Annotated in this window: 18 protein-coding genes; 11 read left to right on the top strand and 7 right to left on the bottom strand. The window is 68.5% G+C overall.

Annotated features, from left to right (window positions below; genetic code table 11):
- Positions 1–76: 76 nt before the first annotated feature.
- The 11 genes from U1737_RS11155 to mdoH all read left to right on the top strand — a co-directional run bounded on the left by U1737_RS11155 (position 77) and on the right by mdoH (position 14,559).
- Positions 77–1,471, top strand: coding sequence for an FAD/NAD(P)-binding protein (locus tag U1737_RS11155; RefSeq protein WP_332796835.1), 1,395 nt, complete (start codon positions 77–79; stop codon positions 1,469–1,471).
- Between the two features lie 162 nt (positions 1,472–1,633).
- Complete coding sequence (locus tag U1737_RS11150; protein WP_332796834.1) at positions 1,634–2,482, top strand: TorF family putative porin; 849 nt, start codon at positions 1,634–1,636, stop codon at positions 2,480–2,482.
- Positions 2,483–2,589: 107 nt separating this feature from the next.
- Positions 2,590–2,679, top strand: a complete 90-nt coding sequence (kdpF, locus tag U1737_RS11145) for a K(+)-transporting ATPase subunit F (RefSeq protein WP_055875324.1) — start codon at positions 2,590–2,592, stop codon at positions 2,677–2,679.
- A gap of 12 nt (positions 2,680–2,691) precedes the next feature.
- Entirely contained in the window at positions 2,692–4,395 is a 1,704-nt protein-coding gene (kdpA, locus tag U1737_RS11140; protein WP_332796833.1) for a potassium-transporting ATPase subunit KdpA, read from the top strand.
- Positions 4,396–4,409: 14 nt separating this feature from the next.
- Positions 4,410–6,440, top strand: a complete 2,031-nt coding sequence (gene kdpB, locus U1737_RS11135) for a potassium-transporting ATPase subunit KdpB (RefSeq protein ID WP_332796832.1) — start codon at positions 4,410–4,412, stop codon at positions 6,438–6,440.
- 262 nt (positions 6,441–6,702) lie between these two features.
- Positions 6,703–7,284, top strand: coding sequence for a potassium-transporting ATPase subunit KdpC (gene kdpC, locus U1737_RS11130; RefSeq protein ID WP_332796831.1), 582 nt, complete (start codon positions 6,703–6,705; stop codon positions 7,282–7,284).
- Positions 7,281–9,941, top strand: a complete 2,661-nt coding sequence (locus U1737_RS11125) for a DUF4118 domain-containing protein (RefSeq protein WP_332796830.1) — start codon at positions 7,281–7,283, stop codon at positions 9,939–9,941. The genes kdpC and U1737_RS11125 overlap by 4 nt, the downstream gene beginning before the upstream one ends.
- Positions 9,938–10,627, top strand: a complete 690-nt coding sequence (locus tag U1737_RS11120; protein WP_332796829.1) for a response regulator transcription factor — start codon at positions 9,938–9,940, stop codon at positions 10,625–10,627. The genes U1737_RS11125 and U1737_RS11120 overlap by 4 nt, the downstream gene beginning before the upstream one ends.
- 276 nt (positions 10,628–10,903) lie before the next feature.
- Entirely contained in the window at positions 10,904–11,170 is a 267-nt protein-coding gene (locus U1737_RS11115) for a hypothetical protein (RefSeq protein ID WP_332796828.1), read from the top strand.
- An 87-nt stretch (positions 11,171–11,257) separates the two neighbouring features.
- Positions 11,258–12,751, top strand: coding sequence for an OpgD/OpgG family glucan biosynthesis protein (locus tag U1737_RS11110; RefSeq protein ID WP_332796827.1), 1,494 nt, complete (start codon positions 11,258–11,260; stop codon positions 12,749–12,751).
- Positions 12,751–14,559 carry a glucans biosynthesis glucosyltransferase MdoH gene (gene mdoH, locus U1737_RS11105; protein WP_332796826.1) on the top strand — a complete coding sequence of 603 codons (1,809 nt, stop codon included), beginning with the start codon at positions 12,751–12,753 and terminating at the stop codon, positions 14,557–14,559. The genes U1737_RS11110 and mdoH overlap by 1 nt, the downstream gene beginning before the upstream one ends.
- Before the next feature lie 44 nt (positions 14,560–14,603).
- Here the strand turns inward: mdoH and U1737_RS11100 are convergent, their stop codons facing one another.
- The 7 genes from U1737_RS11100 to U1737_RS11070 all read right to left on the bottom strand — a co-directional run bounded on the left by U1737_RS11100 (position 14,604) and on the right by U1737_RS11070 (position 22,195).
- The gene (locus tag U1737_RS11100; protein WP_332796825.1) at positions 14,604–16,175 is read right to left on the bottom strand and encodes a DHA2 family efflux MFS transporter permease subunit; all 1,572 of its coding nucleotides are present in this window, start codon (positions 16,173–16,175) and stop codon (positions 14,604–14,606) included.
- The gene (locus U1737_RS11095; RefSeq protein ID WP_332796824.1) at positions 16,172–17,593 is read right to left on the bottom strand and encodes an efflux transporter outer membrane subunit; all 1,422 of its coding nucleotides are present in this window, start codon (positions 17,591–17,593) and stop codon (positions 16,172–16,174) included. The genes U1737_RS11100 and U1737_RS11095 overlap by 4 nt, the downstream gene beginning before the upstream one ends.
- A 116-nt stretch (positions 17,594–17,709) precedes the next feature.
- A complete protein-coding gene (locus U1737_RS11090) occupies positions 17,710–18,609 on the bottom strand; it encodes an efflux RND transporter periplasmic adaptor subunit (protein WP_332796823.1) in 900 nt (299 codons plus the stop codon).
- A complete protein-coding gene (locus U1737_RS11085) occupies positions 18,606–18,812 on the bottom strand; it encodes a DUF1656 domain-containing protein (RefSeq protein ID WP_248522587.1) in 207 nt (68 codons plus the stop codon). Before U1737_RS11085 ends, U1737_RS11090 begins: the two co-directional genes overlap by 4 nt.
- Entirely contained in the window at positions 18,809–20,866 is a 2,058-nt protein-coding gene (locus U1737_RS11080; RefSeq protein WP_332796822.1) for an FUSC family protein, read from the bottom strand. Before U1737_RS11080 ends, U1737_RS11085 begins: the two co-directional genes overlap by 4 nt.
- A gap of 10 nt (positions 20,867–20,876) precedes the next feature.
- Entirely contained in the window at positions 20,877–21,329 is a 453-nt protein-coding gene (locus U1737_RS11075; RefSeq protein WP_332796821.1) for a MarR family winged helix-turn-helix transcriptional regulator, read from the bottom strand.
- A 206-nt stretch (positions 21,330–21,535) separates the two neighbouring features.
- Positions 21,536–22,195 (bottom strand): nucleoside/nucleotide kinase family protein, encoded by a 660-nt coding sequence (locus tag U1737_RS11070; RefSeq protein WP_332796820.1) that lies wholly within the window; start codon positions 22,193–22,195, stop codon positions 21,536–21,538.
- Between the last annotated feature and the right edge of the window lie 9 nt (positions 22,196–22,204).

Genomic DNA, 22,204 nt, shown 5'->3' with positions numbered 1-22,204 from the left:
GAGGATTAGAGCAGGGGCTGGGCTAGCCGGCTCTGATCGGGCATGGCTTCCCGCGGCAGCACGGGTGAGCGAACAGATGGACGAGCGTACGACGATGCCGCGGATCGCGGGGCCCGAGGATCATGTCGTCGTGGTCGGCGGCGGCTTTTCCGGCGCGCTGTTCGCGGTCAATTTGATGCGCCACGAGGGGCCCCGGGTGACGCTGATCGAGCGCCGCGACCGGCAGCTCGCGCGCGGCGTCGCGTATAGTGCAGCGCATCCGGACCACCTGCTCAACGTCCGCGCGGGCAACATGAGCGCGCTGCCCGACGATCCCGATCATTTCGTCCGCTGGCTCGAAGCGCACGGCAAGGGCGACCGCAAGACCTTCGTCCCGCGCACAACCTATGGCGCGTACCTGCGCGAACTGCTCGATGCGGCGATCGCGGGATCGGACGGACGGCTGGTGCATGTCGAGGGCGAGGTCTGCGCGATCGAGCCGGTGACCGGCGACGGCGTCACGCTGACGATGGCGGACGGGCGAAAGATCGCCGCCGATACCGCGGTGCTCGCGCTGGGGAATCTGCCACCGCACACGCCACCGGGCTTGAAGCCGGATACTTTACCGGCGGGCGTGTATTGCGCGGACCCGTGGGCGGCCGACCTCGCCGAGGGGTTGGGCGCGGACGATACCGTCGTGCTGGTCGGAACCGGGCTGACCGCGATCGACGCGGCGCTGTTGCTCGATGCGCAGGGATTCGCAGGCCACATCCTCGCCACCTCGCGCCGCGGATTGTCGCCCCGCCGCCATGTCGACGGCGCCCCCGCGCACCGCGGCGTGTCGGACAAGCCGCAGGGCGGGCTGACCGACCTCGTCCGTCATGTCCGCGCAAGGGCCGCGGTCGAAGGCTGGCGGTGCGCTGTCGACGAGCTTCGCCCGGTCACGCAGATGCTGTGGTCGGCAGCGTCGCAAGACCTGCGCGGCCGTTTCCTCCGTCACCTGCGCCCCTATTGGGACGTCCATCGCCACCGCCTCGCGCCGGCCGTCGCCGACCGCGTCGAGGCGCTTGTCGCGACCGGCCGACTGACCTTCGCAGCGGGCAAGATCGTCGCCGCCGAGGCCGACGGACCGCAGGCAAAGCTGACCTGGCGACCACGCGGCGAAACCGCCACCGTCGTTACACGCGCCGCGCGGATCGTGAACTGCACCGGGCCGCAGGGCGATCTGTTGCGCTCCGAGGAGCCGCTCGTGAAGCATCTGCTCGCCGCCGGGCTGATCCAACCCGATCCGCTGCGGCTCGGCGTCGACGTCGATGCGCAGTCTCGCGCGATTCGCGCCGATGGCACGCCCGACGACCGCATCCACTGCATCGGCCCGATGACCCGCGGCGGGCTGTGGGAGGTGGTCGCGGTGCCCGATATCCGCGTCCAGAGCTGGGACCTCGCCCGCCGCCTGTCCAACGCGCAATGGGTCGGCGGCGAGGGTTTGTGATCGCGGCGACGAAAGAGAGCCGCGCCGCTTAATAATTCCGACAATACTACGCAAAACATACGCGCCGGCCCGGCAATCGATCTCGAATTGCTACGCGGCCGGCGCCTAATTGCCAGTCCTCGCGAACCGCCATCCTTTCGGCGGCGCGCGCATGGGGACCATATGCACATTCTTCGTTTCGCCGCCGCCGCCGGTATCCTGACCGGTCTCGCAACGCCCGCGCTCGCGCAGGATACCGCGCCGCCCGCTCCCGTCACCGTCTCCGGTTCGGTGACGCTGGCCACCGACTATCGCCTGCGCGGCGTGTCGCAGTCGGACAAGGACGGCGCGATCCAGGGCGGGCTGACGATCGCGCACGAGAGCGGCGTGTATGTCGGCGCCTGGGGTTCGAACCTGTCGGGTTGGGGCACGTTCGGCGGCTCGAACATGGAGCTCGACCTGATCGGCGGCTACAAGCACAAGCTCAGCCCCAACGCGACGCTCGACGTCGGGCTGACCTGGTACATGTATCCGGGCGGCGCCTCGAAGACGGATTACGCCGAGCCCTATGTGAAGCTGAGCGGCACGACCGGCCCGGCGACGCTGACCGCCAGCGCCTTTTATGCGCCGAAGCAGCAGGCACTCGGCAAATGGTATCGCACCGGCGCCGATGCGGCCGCGGGCGTCTATACCAATCCCGGCGCCAAGACCGACAATCTCTACCTCACCGGCGACGGCGCGTTCGCTATCGCCGGCACGCCGCTGACCGCCAAGGCGCATATCGGGCATAGCTGGGGCAATGACGGCCTCGGCCCGAACGCGACCAGCGTGACGCCGACCGGCGAGTACTGGGACTGGTCGCTCGGTGCTGACGCCACGTACAAAAACCTGACCTTCAACGTCAGCTATGTCGACACCGACATCACGCGTCGCAGTGCGGCGTATCTCCAGCCGAACTTCTCCCGCGGACAGGACGGTACCGGATCGATCGCCGACGGCACCGTGGTTGCCTCGCTTACCGCCGCCTTCTGAAGAGGAACGACCGATGCAGGACCTTCTCTGGATAGCGATCATGGTCGGGCTGGTGGCGGCGACGCTGGCCTATGTCCGCCTGTGCGACAACGCGTGAGGACGCAGCCATGACCCTCGACCTCTGGCTCGCCGCGATCGTCGCGCTCGGGCTGCTTTTCTATCTCGTGGCGGTGCTGATCCGTCCCGAACGCTTTTAGGAGCGCGCTTCCATGACATTCCAGGGATGGATCCTGATCCTCGGCTTCGTCGGCATCTTGCTGGCGCTGACCAAACCCGTCGGCCTGTGGCTGTTCGCGCTGTACGAAGGCCGCCGCACGCCGATCCACGCCGTCCTCGGCCCGGTCGAAACGGGCTTCTACAAACTTGCCGGCATCGATCCGAAGGCCGAGCAGGGCTGGCGTCGGTACGCGCTGCACATGCTCCTGTTCAACGCGACGTTGATGGCGCTGACCTATGCGGTGCTGCGCCTGCAGGGCGTGCTGCCGGGTAACCCGCAAGGCCTCGCTGGCCTCGCGCCGCACCTCGCGTTCAACACCGCGATCAGCTTCACGACCAACACCAATTGGCAGAGCTATGGTGGCGAATCCACCATGTCGAACTTTGCCCAAATGTTCGGCCTGACGATCCACAATTTCCTGTCGGCGGCGACCGGCATCGCGCTGGCGTTCGCGCTGTTCCGCGGGTTTGCACGGCGATCGGCCACGACGATCGGCAATTTCTGGGCGGATGCGACGCGCGTCACATTGTACCTGCTGCTGCCGATCTCGATCGTCTATGCGCTGTTCCTGATTGCCAGCGGCGTGCCGCAGACGCTCGCCGCCACCGTCGACGTGACCACGCTGGAGGGGCTCAAGCAGACGCTCGCGCTCGGTCCGGTGGCGAGCCAGGAGGCGATCAAGATGCTCGGCACCAATGGTGGCGGCTTCTTCAACGCGAACTCGGCGCATCCGTTCGAGAACCCGACCGCGCTGACCAACCTGATCCAGATGCTCTCGATCTTCGTGATCGGTTTCGGGCTCACCTGGACGTTCGGCAAGGCGGTCGGCAACACACGGCAAGGCTGGGCGATCCTCTCGGCGATGGTCATCCTGTTCCTCGCCGGCGTGACCGTGACCTATTGGCAGGAGGCCGCGGGCAATCCGATCATGCACCAGATCGGCGTTGCAGGGAGCAACATGGAGGGCAAGGAGGTCCGCTTCGGGATCGCCGCATCCGCGCTGTTCTCGGTCGTCACGACGGCGGCATCGTGCGGTGCGGTCAACGCGATGCACGACAGCTTCACCGCGCTCGGCGGCATGATCCCGCTGCTCAACATCCAGCTCGGCGAGGTCGTCATCGGCGGCGTCGGCGCAGGCATCTACGGCTTCCTGCTGTTCGCCATCCTGGCGGTGTTCGTCGCCGGCCTGATGGTCGGCCGCACGCCCGAATATGTCGGCAAGAAGATCGAAAGCCGCGAAGTGAAGCTGGCGGTGCTGGCGATCGCGATCCTGCCGCTCGTCATCCTCGGCTTCACCGCGCTCAGCGCTGTGCTGCCCGCCGGGCTTGCCGGGCCGCTCAACAAGGGGCCGCACGGGTTCACCGAGATCCTCTACGCCTTCACCAGCGGGGTCGGGAACAACGGCTCGGCGTTCGCGGGCCTGACCGCAGCGACGCCTTACTATGACGGCCTGCTGGGGGTCGCGATGTGGCTCGGGCGCTTCTTCATTATCGTGCCGATGCTGGCCATCGCAGGCTCGCTCGCCGCCAAGAAATACACGCCGGAAAGCGCAGGCTCGTTCCCGACGACGGGTGCGCTGTGGGTCGGCCTGCTGATCGGGATCATCCTGATCGTCGGCGGCCTGACCTTCCTGCCGAGCCTCGCGCTCGGTCCCATCGCCGATCATCTCGCGATGATCAGCGGCAAAACCTTCTGACGGGACAAGCCAAAATGGCACGCACCCCTACCAAGTCGCTGTTCACGGCCGACTTGATCATCCCGGCGATCGGCGACGCTTTCCGGAAACTCGATCCCCGGCAGCTGATCCGCAACCCGGTGATGTTCGTCACTGCGGTGGTCGCCACGCTGTTGACGATCCTCGTCAATTTCGGCGGCGACGGGCTGTCGGTCGGCTTCAAGATCCAGCTGGTCATCTGGCTGTGGCTCACGGTGCTGTTCGGCACCTTCGCCGAAGCGCTCGCCGAAGGCCGCGGCAAAGCGCAGGCCGCGTCACTCCGCGCGACCAAGGCCGAACTCACCGCACGCCGCATGAAAGGTGATCAGGTCGAGTCCGTCCCCGCCAGTGCTTTGCGTTCGGGCGACATCGTCCTGGTGACGATGGGCGACCTGATCCCGGCGGACGGCGAAGTCGTCTGGGGCGTCGCCTCGGTCAACGAAGCCGCGATCACGGGCGAGAGCGCACCGGTGATCCGCGAGGCGGGCGGCGATCGCTCCGCCGTCACCGCGGGCACGCGCGTCATCTCCGACGAGATCCGCGTCAAGGTCACCGCCAATCCCGGCGAAGGTTTTCTCGACCGCATGATCGCCCTGGTCGAGGGCGCCGAGCGGCAGAAGACCCCGAACGAGATCGCGCTGACGCTACTGCTCGTCGGGCTGACGATCATCTTCCTGATCGCGGTCGGGACGATCCCCGGGTTCGCGAGCTATGCGGGCGGCCGCGTGCCGGTCGCGATCCTCGCGGCGCTGTTGATCACGCTGATCCCGACCACGATCGCCGCATTGCTGTCGGCGATCGGGATTGCGGGGATGGACCGGCTGGTGCGGTTCAACGTGCTCGCCAAGTCCGGGCGTGCGGTCGAGGCGGCGGGCGATATCGACGTGCTGCTGCTCGACAAGACCGGCACGATCACGATCGGCGATCGTCAGGCGAGCGAATTCCGCTCGGTTGGCGGTACGCGCGACGAGGAGCTGGCCGAAGCGGCACTGCTGGCGAGCCTCGCCGACGAGACGCCCGAGGGCCGCTCGATCATCGTGCTGGCGCGCGAAAAGTTCGGCGTGACGACGAGGGCGTTGCCGGACGATGCGGAGGTCATTCCATTCACGGCTCAGACTCGCATCTCGGGCGTGAAGGTGAATGGTTCGCTGATCCAGAAGGGGGCGGTCGATTCGATCCTGAAGGCCAATCCGGGGGCAGGGGCGACCGCCGCCGCCACCGAACTGCGCCGCATCACCGACGAGATCGCGCGCGCCGGCGGCACCCCGCTCGCCGTGGCCCGCGATGGCCGGTTGCTCGGCGCGATCTTCCTCAAGGACGTCGTCAAGGCGGGCATCCGCGAGCGTTTCGGCGAACTGCGGGCGATGGGCATCCGCACGGTGATGATCACCGGCGACAACCCGCTCACCGCCGCTGCGATCGCCGCCGAAGCGGGCGTCGACGACTTCCTCGCGCAGGCGACGCCTGAGGACAAGCTCGACCTGATCCGCAAGGAACAGCAGGGCGGGCGGCTGGTCGCGATGTGCGGCGACGGCACCAACGACGCGCCGGCACTCGCGCAGGCCGATGTCGGCGTGGCGATGAACACCGGCACGCAGGCGGCGCGCGAGGCGGGCAACATGGTCGACCTCGACAGCGATCCGACCAAACTGATCGAGATCGTCGGCCTCGGCAAGCAGTTGCTGATGACCCGCGGTGCGCTGACGACCTTCTCGGTGGCGAACGACGTGGCGAAGTATTTCGCGATCATCCCGGCGATGTTCGTCGCGCTCTATCCGGGGCTCGGCGTGCTCAACGTGATGCGGCTTGGCTCGCCCGAAAGCGCGATCCTGTCGGCGATCATCTTCAACGCGATCATCATCCCGATGCTGGTACCGCTCGCGCTCAAGGGCGTGGCGTACAAGCCGATGGCGGCGGGGCCGCTGCTCGCGCGCAATCTGGCGGTGTATGGCCTGGGCGGCCTGATCGCTCCGTTCGTCGGGATCAAGCTCATCGACCTTCTGATCGGCGCGCTGGGGCTGGCATGATGACGTCAGCCACTCAGCCATCCCAACCCACTCCGTCACCCCGGACCTGTTCCGGGGTCCACCGTTCCGCACGCTCATCGGCCCTTGGTTATGCGGAACGGTGGATGCCGGAACGAGCCCGGCATGACGGAATTGGGTGGGACGCCGCCACCCAACCTAACCCCGTCACCCCGGCGAAAGCTGGGGTCTCCCTCCCCGAAGTGCGCCGTTCGCGGCACGATACCCCAGCGTTCGCTGGGGTGACGGCAGAAGGAAGCATCCAATGACCTCCGATTTCACCTCCGCCCTCCGCCCCGCGTTCGTCATGACGTTCCTGTTCGCGTTGCTGCTCGGGATCGTCTATCCCCTCGCCATGACCGGGATCGGACAGGCAACCTTCCCCAGCCAAGCGAACGGCAGCCTCGTCATGGCCAACGGCAAGGCGATCGGCTCGACCGTCGTCGGGCAGGCCTTCACCAGCGACCGCTATTTCCAGACGCGTCCCTCGGCCGCCGGCAAGGGCTATGACGGCCTCGCCTCGTCGGGATCGAACCTCGGGCCGACCAGCCAGGCGCTCGTCGATCGCACCAAGGCCGACGTCGCCAAGCGCCGCGCGGAAGGCGTGACCGGACCGCTGCCGGCCGATCTCGCCACCGCCTCGGGGTCGGGTCTCGACCCCGATCTGTCGCCAGCCTCGGCCTACGCCCAGGTCGCTCGCGTCGCGCGTACCCGCGGTTTGCCGGCTGATAAGGTCCGAGCACTCGTCACGGCCAACGTCGACGGCCCGCTGCTCGGCATCCTCGGTGAGCCGCGCGTCAATGTCCTCGCACTCAACCGAGCGCTGGACGCGACGGGCGCACGTTGAACGAGGACGGACGACCATCTCCCGAGGCCCTTCTGCGACAGGCGTCGCAGGAGGGTCGCGGCCGTCTGAAGATCTTCCTCGGCGCCGCCCCCGGTGTCGGGAAAACCTACGAGATGCTCTCCGAAGGCGCCGAACGCCGCCGCGCGGGCGTCGATATCGTCATCGGCGTGGTCGAGACGCACGGCCGCGTCGAAACCGAAGCGCTCACGCGAGGCCACGAGATCATCCCGCGGAAAGCGATCCCGTACGAAGGCCGCACGCTCGACGAGATGGACCTCGACGCGATCCTGGAACGCGCGCCGACGCTCGTCCTCGTTGACGAACTCGCCCACACCAACGCGCCGGGCAGCCGCCACCCCAAACGTTACCAGGACGTCGAGGAACTGCTCGCCGCCGGCATCGACGTCTATTCGACGATCAACATCCAGCACATCGAGAGCCTCAACGACGTCGTCGCTTCGTTCACCCGCGTCCGCGTCCGCGAGACCGTCCCCGACAGCATCGTCGAGGCGGCCGAGATCGAAGTCGTCGACATCCCGCCCGACGAACTGATCGAGCGGCTGAAGGCGGGCAAGGTCTACTTGCCCCAAGAGGCAACGCGAGCCCTCTCGCATTTCTTCTCCAAGTCGAACCTGTCGGCGTTACGCGAACTCGCGCTCCGCCGCGCTGCGCAGGCCGTCGATGCGCAGATGCTCGAACACGTCCGTGCGCTTGGCGTCGGCGGCACCTGGGCGGGCGGCGAGCGGATCGTCGTCGCGATCAGCGAACTGCCCGGCGCGCTCGGCCTCGTCCGCGCCACCAAGCGGGTCGCCGACGCGATGCACGCGCCGTGGACCGCGGTGTATATCGAGACGCCGCGCGCGCAGACTTTCGGCGAGCCCGAGCACCGGCAGCTCGCCGCCGTCTTCAACCTCGCGACCCAGCTTGGCGGCGATGTTGCGACCGTCCCCGCGACGTCGGTGGTCGACGGCCTCAAGACCTTCACCGCCGAGGCGCGCGCGACGCAACTCGTGGTCGGCAAGTCGGCCCGCTCGCGCTGGTTCGAACTGCGCCACGGCTCGGTCGTCGACCGGATCGTTCGCGAGACGCCGGGGATCGCGGTCCACGTCCTGCCGATGGAGGTGGGCACTGCGGCGCCGACCGGCAGAAAACGCACCGGCGATTGGGGCAGCAAGGCGGGCTATGCCTGGACGACCGCGATGGTCGCGGGCGTCACCGGCGTGGCGAGCGCGTTGTTCCACATCCTCAACCTCGGCAACGTCGCGCTGCTGTACCTGCTGCCGGTGATGGCCGCGGCGAGCCTGTTCGGCCTGCGTACCGGGCTGTTCGCCGGGATCGCCTCGTCGATCGCATACAACTTCTTCTTCCTGCCGCCGACCGGCACGCTGACGATCAACAATCCCGAGAACGTGATCTCGATCCTAGTCCTGCTCGGCATCGCGTTCGTGACGAGCCAGCTCACGTCTCGGGTTCGTGCGCAGGCCGATATCGCCGCCGCCAGCGCGCGCACCAACGCCGCGCTCGCCGGCTTCCTGCGCCAATTGACCTCGCTGAACGAGCCGGTCGCACTGGCCCGCGCGATCTGCGAGGAAATCGGGCGGTTGTTCGGCGTGCGTGCCGTCATCCTCGTCGCGGAGGATACGGGCCTCGCGGTGCAGGCCGCGAACGGCGTGGATTACCGGCTCGAGACAATGGAGATGGCGGCCGCGCAATGGGCGTATGATACCGGTGCCCCGGCCGGACGCGGGTCGGGCACGTTGGCGGCGTCGGAGTGGTTCTTCCAGCCGTTGCGCTCGGGCGAGCGGACGCTGGCGGTGCTCGGGCTGGCGCGTGAGGCGGGCGGCGATCCGGTGCGGTCGGACCAGTTGCCGTTGCTGATGAGCCTGGTCGATCAGGCGTCGCTGGTGCTCGAACGCGCGCGGCTGGAGGTCGAGATGCGCGATGTCGATGCGGTGCGCGAGCGCGATCGGTTGCGCGCCGCGCTGCTGTCGTCGGTCAGCCACGACCTGCGTACGCCGCTGACCTCGGTGATGGCGGCGGCGGCGGAGCTGCACCGCGGCGTCACCCCCGAACTGATCGCGACGATCGAGAGCGAGGCGGCGCGGCTCAACCGGTTCGTCGGCAATCTGCTCGACATGGCGCGGGTCGAGGCGGGCGCGCTCCGGTTGCGGCTGGAGCCGACCGATCTGACCGACGCGGTGGCGGGCGCGGTGCACGACACGAAGCGCGTGCTGGAAGGTCATGCGATCGAACTCGACGTCGCGCCGAACCTGCCTCTGGTCCGCGTCGATCCGCAGTTGCTCCACCATTGCCTGCTCAACCTGCTCGACAATGCCGGGCGCTATGCCGATCCCGGCACGCCGATCATCGTGCGTGCCGAGCACCGGTTCGGCATGCTCCGGCTGTCGGTGATCGACCAGGGGCCGGGTTTGCCGCCGGGCCGCGAGAAGGAGGTGTTCGAGACGTTCCGCCGCCTCGAAGGCTCCGACCGCGCGATCGGCGGGACGGGACTCGGGCTTGCGATCGTGAAGGCGTTCGCCGAAGCGATGGGGATGAGCGTCGAAGCCAGCAACCGCGAAGACCTGACGGGCGCGCAGTTCAGCCTGTGCTTCCCGGTGGCGCTGCTGGTCCGTGACACCGATGGAGCGAATCTATGAGCGTGCAGACGGTGCTGATCGTCGACGACGAACTGCATATTCGCCGGCTGTTGAAGAATACGCTGGAGCGGGCAGGATACGGCGTCGAGGAGGCGGTCGACGCGCGCGAGGCTTTGCGGGTTGCGGCGAGCCGGCCGTTGACCGCGGTGCTGCTCGACTTGGGGTTGCCGGATCGTGATGGGCTGGAACTGGTACCGCTACTGAAGAAACTGGGCGATCCGATCATCCTCGTCGTTTCCGCGCGCGAGGCGACCGACCAGAAGGTGGCGGCGCTCGATCTCGGCGCCGAGGATTATGTGACCAAGCCGTTCGATACGGAGGAGTTGCTCGCGCGGTTGCGGGTGGCGTTGCGGGGGCGCGGCGAGGCGACATCGCGGCCGACGGTATTGCGCGCGCATGGGGTGGAGATCGATTTTGAGCACCGGTTGGTCCGCCGCGGGGATGAGGAAGCGCATCTGACGCGCAAGGAGTTCGACGTGCTGTCGGCGCTGGCCGCGCATCCGGGGCGGGTCGTGACGCATCAGCGGATATTGGAGGCTGCGTGGCCGACCGATCATGACCGCCGGATCGAATATCTCCGCATCGTGGTGCGGAATTTGCGGCAGAAGCTGGAAGGGACGGGGGGCGTTGGAACGGTCATCGCGAACGAACTCGGGATTGGGTACCGGCTGCTGGTCGCCGCTTAACATTTCCATAGGCAGAAAGCTTGTTTCCCCGCGAAGGCGGGGATCCAGACTGGGCTCCCGCCTTCGCGGGAGAACAAGGAAGCGGGCGGTCCGCCTGTAATGAAGCCCAACCCCCTGCAGTAGCGAAAGCTGGAGTCTCCCTGCCATAGGTCGCCCCTGCCGCGCGAGGTCCCGGCTTTCGCCGGGATGACGGGGGTGCGCACTACGCGAACACTATGGCTCCCCCGCAAAATCGATCTCGAACGCTTATGCGGCGAGCGATAGCTGAAGCGTCGCATGACCGACCTCCGCCGCCTTCGCACCGACCTCCGCCGCCTTCGCACCGACCTCAGCCTCCGCGCGAGCGGCATCCTGTCGCTCGCGATCGCCGTTACTGCGATCCACACGCTCGCGCGTCTCCACTCCCCAACCGGCGCACTCGCGATCCTGCTCGCCGCCATCGGCTTCCTCTGCGCAAGTGGCGGCGCGGTGCTGGTCATCGTCGGCCACCACATCCACGACCGTGTCCAGGTCAGCGCCCGCTGGCGACGCGTCGCGCGGTAAGGCGCGCCCTCGGCGGGACCTGTCGACGCGCGCGCGCGATGTCCTTATGCTACCGCGTTGCAGCATGATGACGAGGGAGCGCTCTGCATGATCGGTCGACGCGAAGTAATGACCGCGCTGGGTTTGTTGGGTGTCCTCCCGCAGGCCGCCGCGGCGATGCGTGCAGCGCCTGGCAAGGCCGAGCCCTTTTCGTGGGAGGCGCTGCAGCAGCGCGCCGCCACGCTGGCCACCAAGCCGTACCAGGCCCCCGCAAAGGTCGCCGCTGCAGCCGCGATCGATTACGACAAGGTCGGCAGCATCCGCTTCCGCGCCGACAAGACGCTGGCGGGCAGCATCCGCCTGTTCCCGCTCGGTCGCTATGCGCCGATGCCGGTCGCGATCAACGTCGTCGAGAACGGGCAGCCACGCCGCATCGCGTTCTCGCGCGACCTGTTCGAGGCCGAAGAGGGCCACGCCGCCGCGCTCGGCATCGCCGGGTTTCGCGCGATGGCGCTGGGCGGGACCAGCGACTGGATGGCGTTCCAGGGCGCGTCCTACTTCCGCACCGCCGGATCGCAGGACCAGTACGGCCTGTCGGCACGCGGGCTCGCGATCAACACCGGGCTGCCCGGCCGCGAGGAGTTTCCCGACTTCACCGAATTCTGGATCGAGCGGACCGGCACCGACGCCTACACGATCTACGCGCTGATGGACGGCGCCAGCGTCACCGGCGCGTACCGCTTCCAGTCGCGGCATGTCGCTGGCGCGGGCGTCGAACAGCAGGTCTCGTCGGTCCTGAACATCCGCCGCGACATCGAACGGCTCGGCGTCGCGCCTGCGACCAGCATGTTCTGGTACGGTGAAGGCAATCGTGCCGCTGCGGTCGACTGGCGCCCCGAGATCCACGATTCGGACGGCCTCGCGCTGCTCACCGGCGCGGGCGAACGCATCTGGCGGCCGCTCAACAACCCGCCGCACGATACGCTGGACAGCTTCGCGGATCAGGCCCCAAAGGGGTTCGGGCTGATCCAACGCGACCGGAATTTCGATCACTATCAGGATGACGGCGCGTTCTACGACCGCCGACCCAACCTGTGGATCCAGCCGCAGGGTGACTGGGGCAAGGGCGCGGTGATGCTCTACGCGTTCCCGACCAACAGCGAGACGGTCGACAACGTCGTCTCGTTCTGGACCCCGGCCGCGCCCGCCAAGGCCGGGCAGCGGTTGCAGTTCGATTACACGCTGTCGTGGAAATCGACCGATCCGACCGCCATCGCCGCGACCGCGCATGTCGTCGATTGCTGGCAGGGCGTCGCCGGCCGACCGGGCGCCGAGCCGGTCAAGGGCGCGCGAAAGCTCGTGGTCGACTTCATCGGCGACGGTCTTGCCGGGCTCGACCGGCAGAGCGGCGTGACCGCCAAGATCGACGTCGTCCGCGGCAAGGTGCTCGCCAACGCGGCGTATCCGGTGGTCGGCCAGAAGAACCGCTGGCGCGTGACCGCCGACGTCGCGCCGGATGCGCAGGGCCCGGCCGACGTCAGGTTGTTCCTCACGCGCGGCGGTCGCGCACTCAGCGAAACCGTGCTGACGCCGATCTTCTGATGCCCGACCTTCCCGCCATGATGCCGGGCGAGTCGCCGATCGAGATGCTCCCGCAGCGTTTCGACGGGCCGCCGCCGCCCTGGTCCGCGCCCGAGCCGGGGCCGGGCATGGTCGTCTCGAACGACGATATGCTCGCCCGCCGGATCATCCTTATCCTGATGACCGGGCTGCTCGCCACCGCGGCATCGTCCGCGGTGCAGGAATCGCTGCTCGCCGACGGGCTGAGCTTGTGGGACGCGGTGTTGCTGGCGCTGTTCTTCCCGTTGTTCGCGTGGATCGCGTTCGGCTTCATGAACGCGGCGATTGGCTTCGTCCTGCTGATGACCGGCGGCCATCCGGGGTTCGTGCCGACACCGCGCCAGTCCGAACCGCTCGAAGGCCGCACCGCGATCCTGATGCCGGTGCATAACGAGGATATCGATGCGGTGTTCGAGCGGATCGCGTGGACGGCGCGCGCGATCGCGGCTGGCGGCGTCGCCGATCGGTTCGATATCTTCATTCTGAGCGACTCGGGCGAAGCGGCGGAGGCGGCCGAGGTGGCCGCGTGGCAGAGGCTCGCCCCGACGCTCGACTGCGCACTCTATTACCGGCGCCGGACCGTGAACGTCGGCCGCAAGCCGGGCAACGTGGCCGAGTGGATCCGGCGGTTCGGCGGCGGCTATCGCTACATGCTGATGCTCGACGCGGACAGCCTGATGGGCGGCAACACGATCATCGGCATGGCGCAGGTGCTCGAACGGCGGCCGGCGGTGGCGCTGCTCCAGACCGTGCCTGCGGTGATCAACGGTGTAACGTTCTTCCAGCGCTGGATGCAGTTCGCCAGTCGGTTGTACGGCCCGATCTCGACCGCAGGTCTAGTCTGGTGGTCGGGCTCGGAGGCGACCTTCTGGGGCCACAACGCGATGATCCGGATCGAGGCGTTCGCGGCGAGCTGTGGTCTGCCCGACCTTCCCGGCCGCGCGCCGTTCGGCGGCGTCATCATGAGCCACGACATGGTCGAGGCGGCGCTGCTCCGGCGGCGCGGCTGGCGCGTGCACATGCTGATGACCGAGGAGACGTTCGAGGAATATCCGCCGACCTTGATCGACGCGGCGGTACGCGATCGGCGTTGGGCGCAGGGGAATATCCAGCATCTGAGCTTGCTGACCTCGTCGGGGTTCCACTGGGTCAGCCGGCTGCAATTGCTGATGGGTGCGTCGGCGTTCATCACCTCGCCGGTGTGGCTGCTGATGATCGCGACGAGCGTGGTGCAGGCGCTGATCGGCGAGCGCAACATCGTCGAGGCGCAGACCTCGCTACAGGTGCTGGTGGTTACGCTGCTACTGCTGTTCGGGCCGAAGCTGCTGAGCGTGGTCTGGGCGATCTCGAATGCGGAGCGTCGCGCGGGGTTTGGCGGGCGGCGGGGGATCGTGCGGTCGGTGTTGGTCGACGTGCCGTTCTCGATGCTGTCCGCGCCGGTGATCGCGCTGACGCAGACGATGGATCTCGCCGGGATATTGATGGGGCGCAAGTCCGGCTGGGCGCCGCAGAACCGCGATGCGCACGAGTTGTCGCTGGCGGACGTGATGCCGCGCTATCGCTGGCATGTCGGGGTGGGGGTTGCGCTGTTGCTGGTCACGCCGTTCGCGCCGATCACCGCGGCGTGGCTCGCGCCGGTGACCTTGGGGCTGTTGCTGAGCCCGTTCCTGACGATGCTGACGGCGAGCGAGAAGGCGGGGAAGTGGGCGGAGTCGCATGGGATGTTCGTCGAGCCGGGGGAGCATGTGTCAGTGCTCTCGCGGCCTTCGCTGCCGGCGCATAGCGGCTAGCCCCCCGAGCACTCCGTCATCCTGACGAAAGTCAGGACCCAGGATCACAAGCGGTGCCGTTCGTGGCCCTGGGTCCTGACTTTCGTCAGGATGACGATAGGGGCCAGGACGGCCGACTTGGCCCGGTGTCCGCTCAGCTCCGCCCCCGCATCCACCGCGAACCGGCGGTTCCAGATCGTCGCCGACGCGGACACCGCGGTCACCACCAGGAACGCCAGCGTGAAGTTCGCCAGCGCCGGCCGGGTCGCGCCCGTGGCCAGCATCCCGACATGCAGCGACGCCGCCCCTACGCAGATCCCTAGCGACAGCATCAGCTGCTGGAACGTCGCGTAGAAGCTGGTCGCGCTGCTCATCCGCGACGACGGGATCTCGTCATAGGCGATCGTGTTGTACGCCGAGAACTGGAACGACATGAAGAAGCCCGAGATCATCAGCACGGCGAAGATGACGGGGATCGGCCAGTCGGGGCGGAAGAGGCCGGCGACCGCATAGCCCGAGCTCGCGCACAGGCCGCCGACGATCAGACTGTTGCGGAAGCCGAAGCGGCGCAACACGCGCGGTGCGAGGCTCTTCATCATCAGCGAGCCGATCGCGCCGGCGATCGTGATCGCGCCGCTCGCCGCCGCGGTCATGCCGAAGCCCAATTGGAGCATCATCGGCAGCAGGAACGGCTGCGCGCCCTGCGTGATGCGGGTCAGCGATCCGCCGATCACCGACAGGCGGAAGGTGGGGATTCGCATCAGCGACAGGTCGAGGATCGGGTCGCTGCGATGCTTGGCATGGCGGATGTAGGCGACGCCGGCGACCAGCCCGACCGCGATCAGCACGACCGCGCGCGGCAATTCGCCGGTGCGGCTGGTCATCTCGAACCCGAACAGCAGGCAGCCGAGCGACACGCCCGACAGGATGAAGCCGGGGACGTCGAAACGCGCCGGTTTGTCCTCGCGCACCTCGCCGATGTAGCGCGTCACCAGCACCACGCCGAGCAGCCCGATCGGGACGTTGAGGTAGAAGATCCAGCGCCAGTCGAGATAGGTGACGATCGCGCCGCCGACCGGGGGGCCGAGGATCGGGCCGATCAGTGCGGGCATGATCAGCCACGACATCGCCTGGACCATGTCCTCCTTGGCGACGCTGCGGAGCAGGACGAGGCGGCCGATCGGGATCATCATCGCGCCGCCGAGCCCCTGCAGGAAGCGCGCGACCATCATGAACGGCAGGCTGGTCGCCTGGCCGCACAGCATCGATCCGCCGACGAAGATCAGGATCGCCGCGCGGAAGATCGTGCGCGAGCCGAACCGGTCCGCGAGGCGTCCGCTGGCGGGAATGAAGATCGCCAGCGCCAGCAGATACGAGGTCAGCGCCGCGCTCATGCTGGTCGCGGGCACGCCGAAATCGCGCGCCATCGTCGGCAATGCGGTCGCGAGCACGGTCGAATCCATCTGCTCCATGAACAGCGCGCAGGCGATGATCAGCGCGGTGACGCGGTAGTTGCTCGGCGTGTGCGGCAGCGCATCCGGGTCCTTGGCGACGCGCGCGATGGTGTCGGCGGCGGGCATGATGCCGTCGCGGATCTCGCTGTTGATCGAGGCGAGACCGCGTCTGCGGAGCCTCACGTCTGCCACCCCCCGCCAAGCGCCTTGAACACGTCGACCTGGCGGTCGACCAGCAACGCATCGGACGCGGCGAGGTTGGCCTGCGCGGTTGTCAGCGCGGCCTGTGCGGTCAGCAGCGAGAGGAAATCGGTGCGGCCGAACCGGTAGAGCGTGCCGGCCTGGTCCGCGGCGCGCGCGGCGCTGGACTGCGCACGGCGAAGCGCGGCGTTGCGGTCGCCTTCGCGGGCATAGGCGGACAGTGCGGTCTCGGTCTGGCGGAGCGCTTCCAACGTGGTCGAATCGAACTGCGCGAGCGCCTGGTTCGCGGCTGCGCCGGCCTGCGCGATCTGCGCGCGGACGACCGGGCGGTTGGGGAAGCTCCAGCTGATCAACGGCCCGAGCCCGAGGTGGAATGCGTTGCCCGAGCCGAGCGACGAGACCGGTCCGGTGAACCCGGCCGATCCGCCGAGGCTGATTTGTGGGTAGAGGTTGGCGGTCGCGACGCCGATCCGCGCGGTCGCGGCGGCGAGCGAGCGCTCGGCACCGCGAATATCGGGGCGGCGGCGGATCAGCGCGCTACCGTCGCCGATCGGGAGCGGGCGGGTGAGCGCGGGCGGCTTGGCGCAGGTCGCGACGTCCTTGGGATAGTCGGCGGGCGCGCGGCCCATCAGCGTGGCGAGCCTGTAGAGCGCGGCAGTGCGCGTCGCGACCTGCGACGGGATCAGCGCCTCGCTCTGGTCGACCGCGGTTCTTGCGCGCGTCACGTCGAACGCGGTGCCGCGGCCGCCGCGTTGCAGGCGCTGCGTGACGCTGAGCGTCTGGCGTTGCAGCGTGAGGATCCGGGTGTTGGCGGCGAGCACCATGTTGGCGGTGCACGCGGCGGCATAGCTGCGCGCGGTTTCGGCGGCGACGGTGACGCGGACATTGTCGCGCGCGGCGGCGACGGCCTCGGCATCGCCCTGGGCTGCCTCGATCCCGCGGCGGATGCGGCCGGACAGGTCGAGCGGATAGGCGAGCGTGATGCCGAGGTTGTAGTCGAGCGTACCGGGGAGGTTGCCGCCGGTCGTATACGGGCGGTCGAGCGAGGTGCCGCCGCCGAGCACGGTCGACAGCGTACGGCCCGCGGCGACTTCGGCGACGACCGCATCGGCGCGGCGCAGGTTGGCGTCGGCGGCGCGGAGGTCGGTGTTGGCGGCGAGCGCTTCGGTGACGAAGCCGTCGAGGCGGGGGTCGCCATAGAGCTGCCACCAATGGTCGGGGAGCGGCGTGTCGACAAACGCCTTTTCGTGGCCGCTGTCGAACTGGCCTTGGGCGGAGGGGTTGTTGACGGCGGCGCGGTCGGGGGGGGCGTAGTTCGGGCCGGCGGTGGTGCAGGCGGCGAGCGCGAGCACGGCGATGACCGTTGCGATACCGCGGCGACCGACGTGAGCAGTGCCCACTCTTCCGTCATCCTGACGAAAGTCAGGACCCAGAGCCACGCAGGACGTCGCTTGTAACCCTGGGTCCTGACTTTCGTCAGGATGACGGCGGGGGGTGGGGCGGATGGAGGCGCGCATCATGCCGTCGTCCCCGCCGCGACCCTTGGCTCGACCGTCACCGTCGCGGTGCGGCCAACGATCAGTTGCACCCCCTTCGGCACTTGGGTCAGCTTCACGCGGACCGGAATGCGCTGCGCCAGCCGCACCCAGTTGAAGGTCGGGTTCACGTTGGGCAGCAGGTTCGTCGTATTCGTCCGCTCGCTGTCGTTGATCCCGGCGGCGATGCTGTCGACGCGACCGTGCAGCGCCTGCGGTTCGCCCATCAGGTGGACGATCACCGGGTCTCCGAGATGGATGCTGCCGAGTTTGGTTTCCTCGAAATAGCCCTCGACGCGCAGCGAGTCGGTGTCGACCAACGCCATCGCCTGTGCGCCGGTCGCGATGTAGTCGCCGGGGTGGAGATCGAGGTTGGTGACGATCCCGTGCACCGTCGCCCGCACCGTCGTGCGGGCGAGGTTGAGCGCGGCGGTCGAGCGTGCGCTCTGTGCTTGCGCCAGCGCTGCCGATGCTGTCGCGACACGCGCGACGTTCTGCTCGTGCGTCTCCTTCGCCACCAGATCGCCGAGCGCGAGATCGCGCTGCGCTTCGCGGCGTGCCTGCAACAGCGTCGCACGGGCGCTCGCGATCGAGGCGTCCGACTGCGCCAGCGTCAGTTCGAAGCGCGGGCGATCGACCACGAACAGCACGTCGCCGGGCTTCACCGCCTGGTTGTCGCGCACCGCGACCCGGGTGACGAGGCCGGCGACGTCGGGCGTCACGCGGACGATGTCGGCGCGGATATGCCCGTCGCGCGTCCACGGATCGGTCTCGTACCGCTTCCACAGCCACAGCGCGACCAGCACCGCCAGCGCGACGATCACGATCGTGACGGCGGAGCGGCCAAGGGGGGCGAGCAGCGATTTGAGTCGGGTATTCATGCGGAAGGTCCGGTCAGCAGGGCGAGCAGCCCGAGGATGAGGATGAAAAGCGCTAGGTCGACGAGCGGTCGATACGTCACCGCGCGATAGGCGCCGGCGAAGGCGAGCAGTCGTGTGGCGATGCCGGTGAGGATGACGGCGGCCACCGCGAGCAGCAGGAGGCTCGGCAGGTAGACGCCGCCGATCGAGATTTCGCCGGTCATGCCGCCACTCCGTACGCTGGTGCCAGATAAGGCGGCGCCGACGGGAACAGGTTGCGACGCAGCGAGGTCAGCGCGAGCATGCTGGTGCGGTGACGGTCTGGCGTGCTGGTCGCGAACCCGGTCATCGCGGTGTCGATCCCGGCGAGCAGGTCGGGCTCGGGCGGCGCCGGTTCGTTGGGGCGCAGCGCGCGGTAATGCGCGCCGATCCCCTTGAGAACCGGCGTGATCAGCACGGCTTCGTTCGGCGTACCGTCGAGCCGCAACTGGCGCAATTCGCCGACCGCGACGCCGACACGCAGGTCGGTCAGCGCGTCGAGCAACGGCTTGCCGGGGTCCTCGCCCTGCAGCGCGAGCCGCGGCGCGAGCAGCCCGATGCGGTCGAGCATCCGGGCGATCCAGCCGGCGGCGTCGGGGCGGCCGGGCGAATCGCTGCGGGTCGCCAGTTCGCGCCAGCCCGCCCGGATCAGCCGCCGGGCGCTGGTATCCGCACCGATCGTCTGGAACAGGCCGACCGTGACGACCGCGAACAGCGTGCCGACCAGCTGCGAGATGCCGCCGTTGAGGAACGCGTCGAACCCGCCGCCGAAGCGGTCGTTCAGCCCGACCGTATTCAACCCGCCGAGCAGCGCGCCGAGCGTCACGAGCAAGGTCGAGGGCCGCGCGAGGAACATCCCGCCGATCAGCATCGGGGGGGCGAGGACCGCGGCCAGCGTCACGAAATCGGTCACCCGCGGCAGGATCGCGAAGGCGTAGACCGCGGACACGATCAACCCGAGGATGGTCCCGTAGAAGAACGCCTTGATCGCCGGCGCGGGATTGTCGCTGTTGCCGAACAGCGCGCAGCACACGCCGGCGATCAGCACCGCGCCCGCGCCGTCCGACCAGCCGGTGCCGATCCAGAAGGCGCAGCCCAGCAGGATGGTCATGATCGTGCCGGCGGCGGCGCGCAGTGCGATGCCGCGGTCGCGGTGCAGCGGGCGCTTGGCGGTGCGCGCGAGCAGGCGGGCGACCGCGGGCGTGACGGGCGTGCGCGACGGCGAGCGCATCTGATCGCGCAGGTCGCGGGCGTTGCGGTGCGCGTCGACCAGTTCGCCGAGGCGGGCGAGCAGGCTCAACCGCAACGCATCGCGCCAGATCAGCGTGTCGTCGACCGGCGGCTCGAGCGCACGCGCGCGAGCGATCAACGCGTCGGCGGTCGCGCCGCGCTCGGTGACGGGTGGCGGATCGCGCAGCCACGCGCGGACGTCCTCGATCAGCGCGAGCGCCTCGGGACGGGGGGCGTCGGCGCCGCGCTTCAGCTCGACGATCCGGTCGTCGACCGCGCTTGCGAGCGGCAGCAGCATCGACAGCTCGGCCTGCAACGCGCGCAACGTCCGGACGCGCGGCAGCAGGCGCGCGGTGTCGAACGGCAAATGGATGGAAAGCTGATGCAGCTCGTTGATATCGAGCGCCAGCCGGCGGCGGTCGCGATCGAGCTGGGCATCGGACTCGCCGGCCAGCGAATCGCGCGACCAGCGCTCGGCGTCCGCAAGGATCGCGTCGATCCGGCCGAGCAGCGCGGCGGTCACGGTCTGCGGGAAGACGAGGCCGTGGATCAGGCTGCCGCAGAGGATCCCGATCGTGATCTCCTGCACGCGCAGCGCCGCGGTGGTGAACACCGCGCCGGGGGTCGCGACCGAGGGGAAGCCGATGATGCTGGCGGTATAGCCGGCGAGCAGGAAGACGTAGGCGCGCGGCGTCCGGTCGAGCAGCGAGATATAGAGGCACAGGCCTAGCCACAGCGCGAGGCCGAGCGACAGGAGTTCGGGCGCGTTGACGAGATTGGGGACGAGCACGACCGCGGCGATCGCGCCGAGCACCGTGCCCGCGACGCGGAACACCGCCTTCGACAGCACCGCGCCGGCCAGCGGTTGGGCGACGATATACGACGTCGTCACCGCCCAATAGGGGCGCGTCAGGCCGATCCTGAGTGCGATGTAGTAGGCGAGGAACGCGGCGATCAGGCATTTGACCGAGAAGAGCGCTTCCTTCGCGCCGAACCGGGCGAGGATCATCGGGGCAGGCTCATCGCGCGCGATCCGCCATGAACCGCGCGCCGAGTTGCTCCGCCACGCGCAGGGCGGTGGCGAGGTCGTCGTCGGTGACGCCTTCGAGCATTTCGTGGCGCAGGGTGGTGAACTTCGCCTCGATCGTGGTGACGAGCGTGCGGCCGCGGTCGGTCAGGCGGATCCGGCTGACGCGCGCATCGGCGGGATCGCGCCGGCGCTCGACGAGGCCGGCGGCGGTCATCTGGTCGATCGAGCGGACGAGCGAGGCTTGCGTCACGTCGAGCTGGGTGGCGAGATCGGTCTGGCGCACGTCGTCGCCTAGCCGGCCGACCTGGACCAGCGCCCATCCCAACGACGCGGACACGCACATGTCGCTGAGCGCCCGATCCGCTGCCTGGCGCCACAGGCGGGCGAGCGGCAGGAGAGTGCGGGCGTAGGAGGATTCGAGAGCGGCACGGGAAGAAGTCATTAGCGTGCTAAGTAATGGCGTTTACTTATGCTGCAATGCGGAATCCGTAGATGACAAAAAAGTTAGGAAGGCGCGCGCCACCTCCGTCATCCTGACGAAAGTCAGGACCCAGAGCAAAGCAGGGCCGCGTTCCATTACACTGGGTCCTGACTTTCGTCAGGATGACGGGGGGTGGGCGCGCGCACGAAAGATCGGACGGACGCGGGTCAGTCGAGCAGCGTGACGATCTCCGCGGCAATCTCGGCGGGCGCCCGCGACGCGCCGTCCTTCACGGTCGAAACGGTCGCCCACCGTCCGAGCAACCCAGCCTTCGCCATCGCGGTGTAGTTGGTCCTGACCCGGTCCTGCAGCCCGGTATCCGCTTCGTAGGCGTCGAACGCATCGTCGGTGTACGACCGCTTGCGCTTCTTCAGGATCAGCCCGCGCGCGATCTCGGCCGGCGTGTCCAGATAGACCGACAGGTCGGGCTTGGGCAGCGCGAACGACCCCGTCTCCAGATCGGCGATCCACGCCATCATCGCATCCGCCTCGTCCGCCGGGACCTGCGCCGCCTGATACGCCATGTTCGAGGCGATGTAGCGATCGAACACCACGATGTCGTTTGCTGCCATCGTCGCCAGCAGGTGATCGAGCGACTCCATCCGGTCGAGCGCGTACAACACCGCGGCGGCTTTCGGCGACGTACCGCGCGGGAGCGTCCCCGCCAGCATCGCGCCGAGCGCCCAGCCGCCGACCGTCTCGGTATAGCGCGGGAACGACACGACGTCGGCGGTGCGACCGGCGACGCGCAATTGCTCGACGACCAATGCCGAGGCGGTGGCCTTGCCCGCGCCGTCGGCGCCTTCGATTGCCAGGAGGAAGCTCATGGCGTCTGC

The organism is Sphingomonas fucosidasi, from assembly GCF_036663855.1.
GTDB lineage: Bacteria > Pseudomonadota > Alphaproteobacteria > Sphingomonadales > Sphingomonadaceae > Sphingomonas > Sphingomonas faeni_B.
Note: the sequence above shows the minus strand (reverse complement) of the source record. Positions and strands in the feature narration are given on the sequence as shown.

Coding starts and splice junctions, on each gene's coding strand:
- U1737_RS11155 (WP_332796835.1), top strand. CDS start 77: ATGGACGAGCGTACGACGATGCCGCGGATCGCGGGGCCCGAGGATCAT.
- U1737_RS11150 (WP_332796834.1), top strand. CDS start 1,634: ATGCACATTCTTCGTTTCGCCGCCGCCGCCGGTATCCTGACCGGTCTC.
- kdpF (WP_055875324.1), top strand. CDS start 2,590: ATGACCCTCGACCTCTGGCTCGCCGCGATCGTCGCGCTCGGGCTGCTT.
- kdpA (WP_332796833.1), top strand. CDS start 2,692: ATGACATTCCAGGGATGGATCCTGATCCTCGGCTTCGTCGGCATCTTG.
- kdpB (WP_332796832.1), top strand. CDS start 4,410: ATGGCACGCACCCCTACCAAGTCGCTGTTCACGGCCGACTTGATCATC.
- kdpC (WP_332796831.1), top strand. CDS start 6,703: ATGACCTCCGATTTCACCTCCGCCCTCCGCCCCGCGTTCGTCATGACG.
- U1737_RS11120 (WP_332796829.1), top strand. CDS start 9,938: ATGAGCGTGCAGACGGTGCTGATCGTCGACGACGAACTGCATATTCGC.
- U1737_RS11115 (WP_332796828.1), top strand. CDS start 10,904: ATGACCGACCTCCGCCGCCTTCGCACCGACCTCCGCCGCCTTCGCACC.
- U1737_RS11110 (WP_332796827.1), top strand. CDS start 11,258: ATGATCGGTCGACGCGAAGTAATGACCGCGCTGGGTTTGTTGGGTGTC.
- mdoH (WP_332796826.1), top strand. CDS start 12,751: ATGCCCGACCTTCCCGCCATGATGCCGGGCGAGTCGCCGATCGAGATG.
- U1737_RS11090 (WP_332796823.1), bottom strand. CDS start 18,609: ATGAATACCCGACTCAAATCGCTGCTCGCCCCCCTTGGCCGCTCCGCC.
- U1737_RS11085 (WP_248522587.1), bottom strand. CDS start 18,812: ATGACCGGCGAAATCTCGATCGGCGGCGTCTACCTGCCGAGCCTCCTG.
- U1737_RS11080 (WP_332796822.1), bottom strand. CDS start 20,866: ATGATCCTCGCCCGGTTCGGCGCGAAGGAAGCGCTCTTCTCGGTCAAA.
- U1737_RS11075 (WP_332796821.1), bottom strand. CDS start 21,329: ATGACTTCTTCCCGTGCCGCTCTCGAATCCTCCTACGCCCGCACTCTC.
- U1737_RS11070 (WP_332796820.1), bottom strand. CDS start 22,195: ATGAGCTTCCTCCTGGCAATCGAAGGCGCCGACGGCGCGGGCAAGGCC.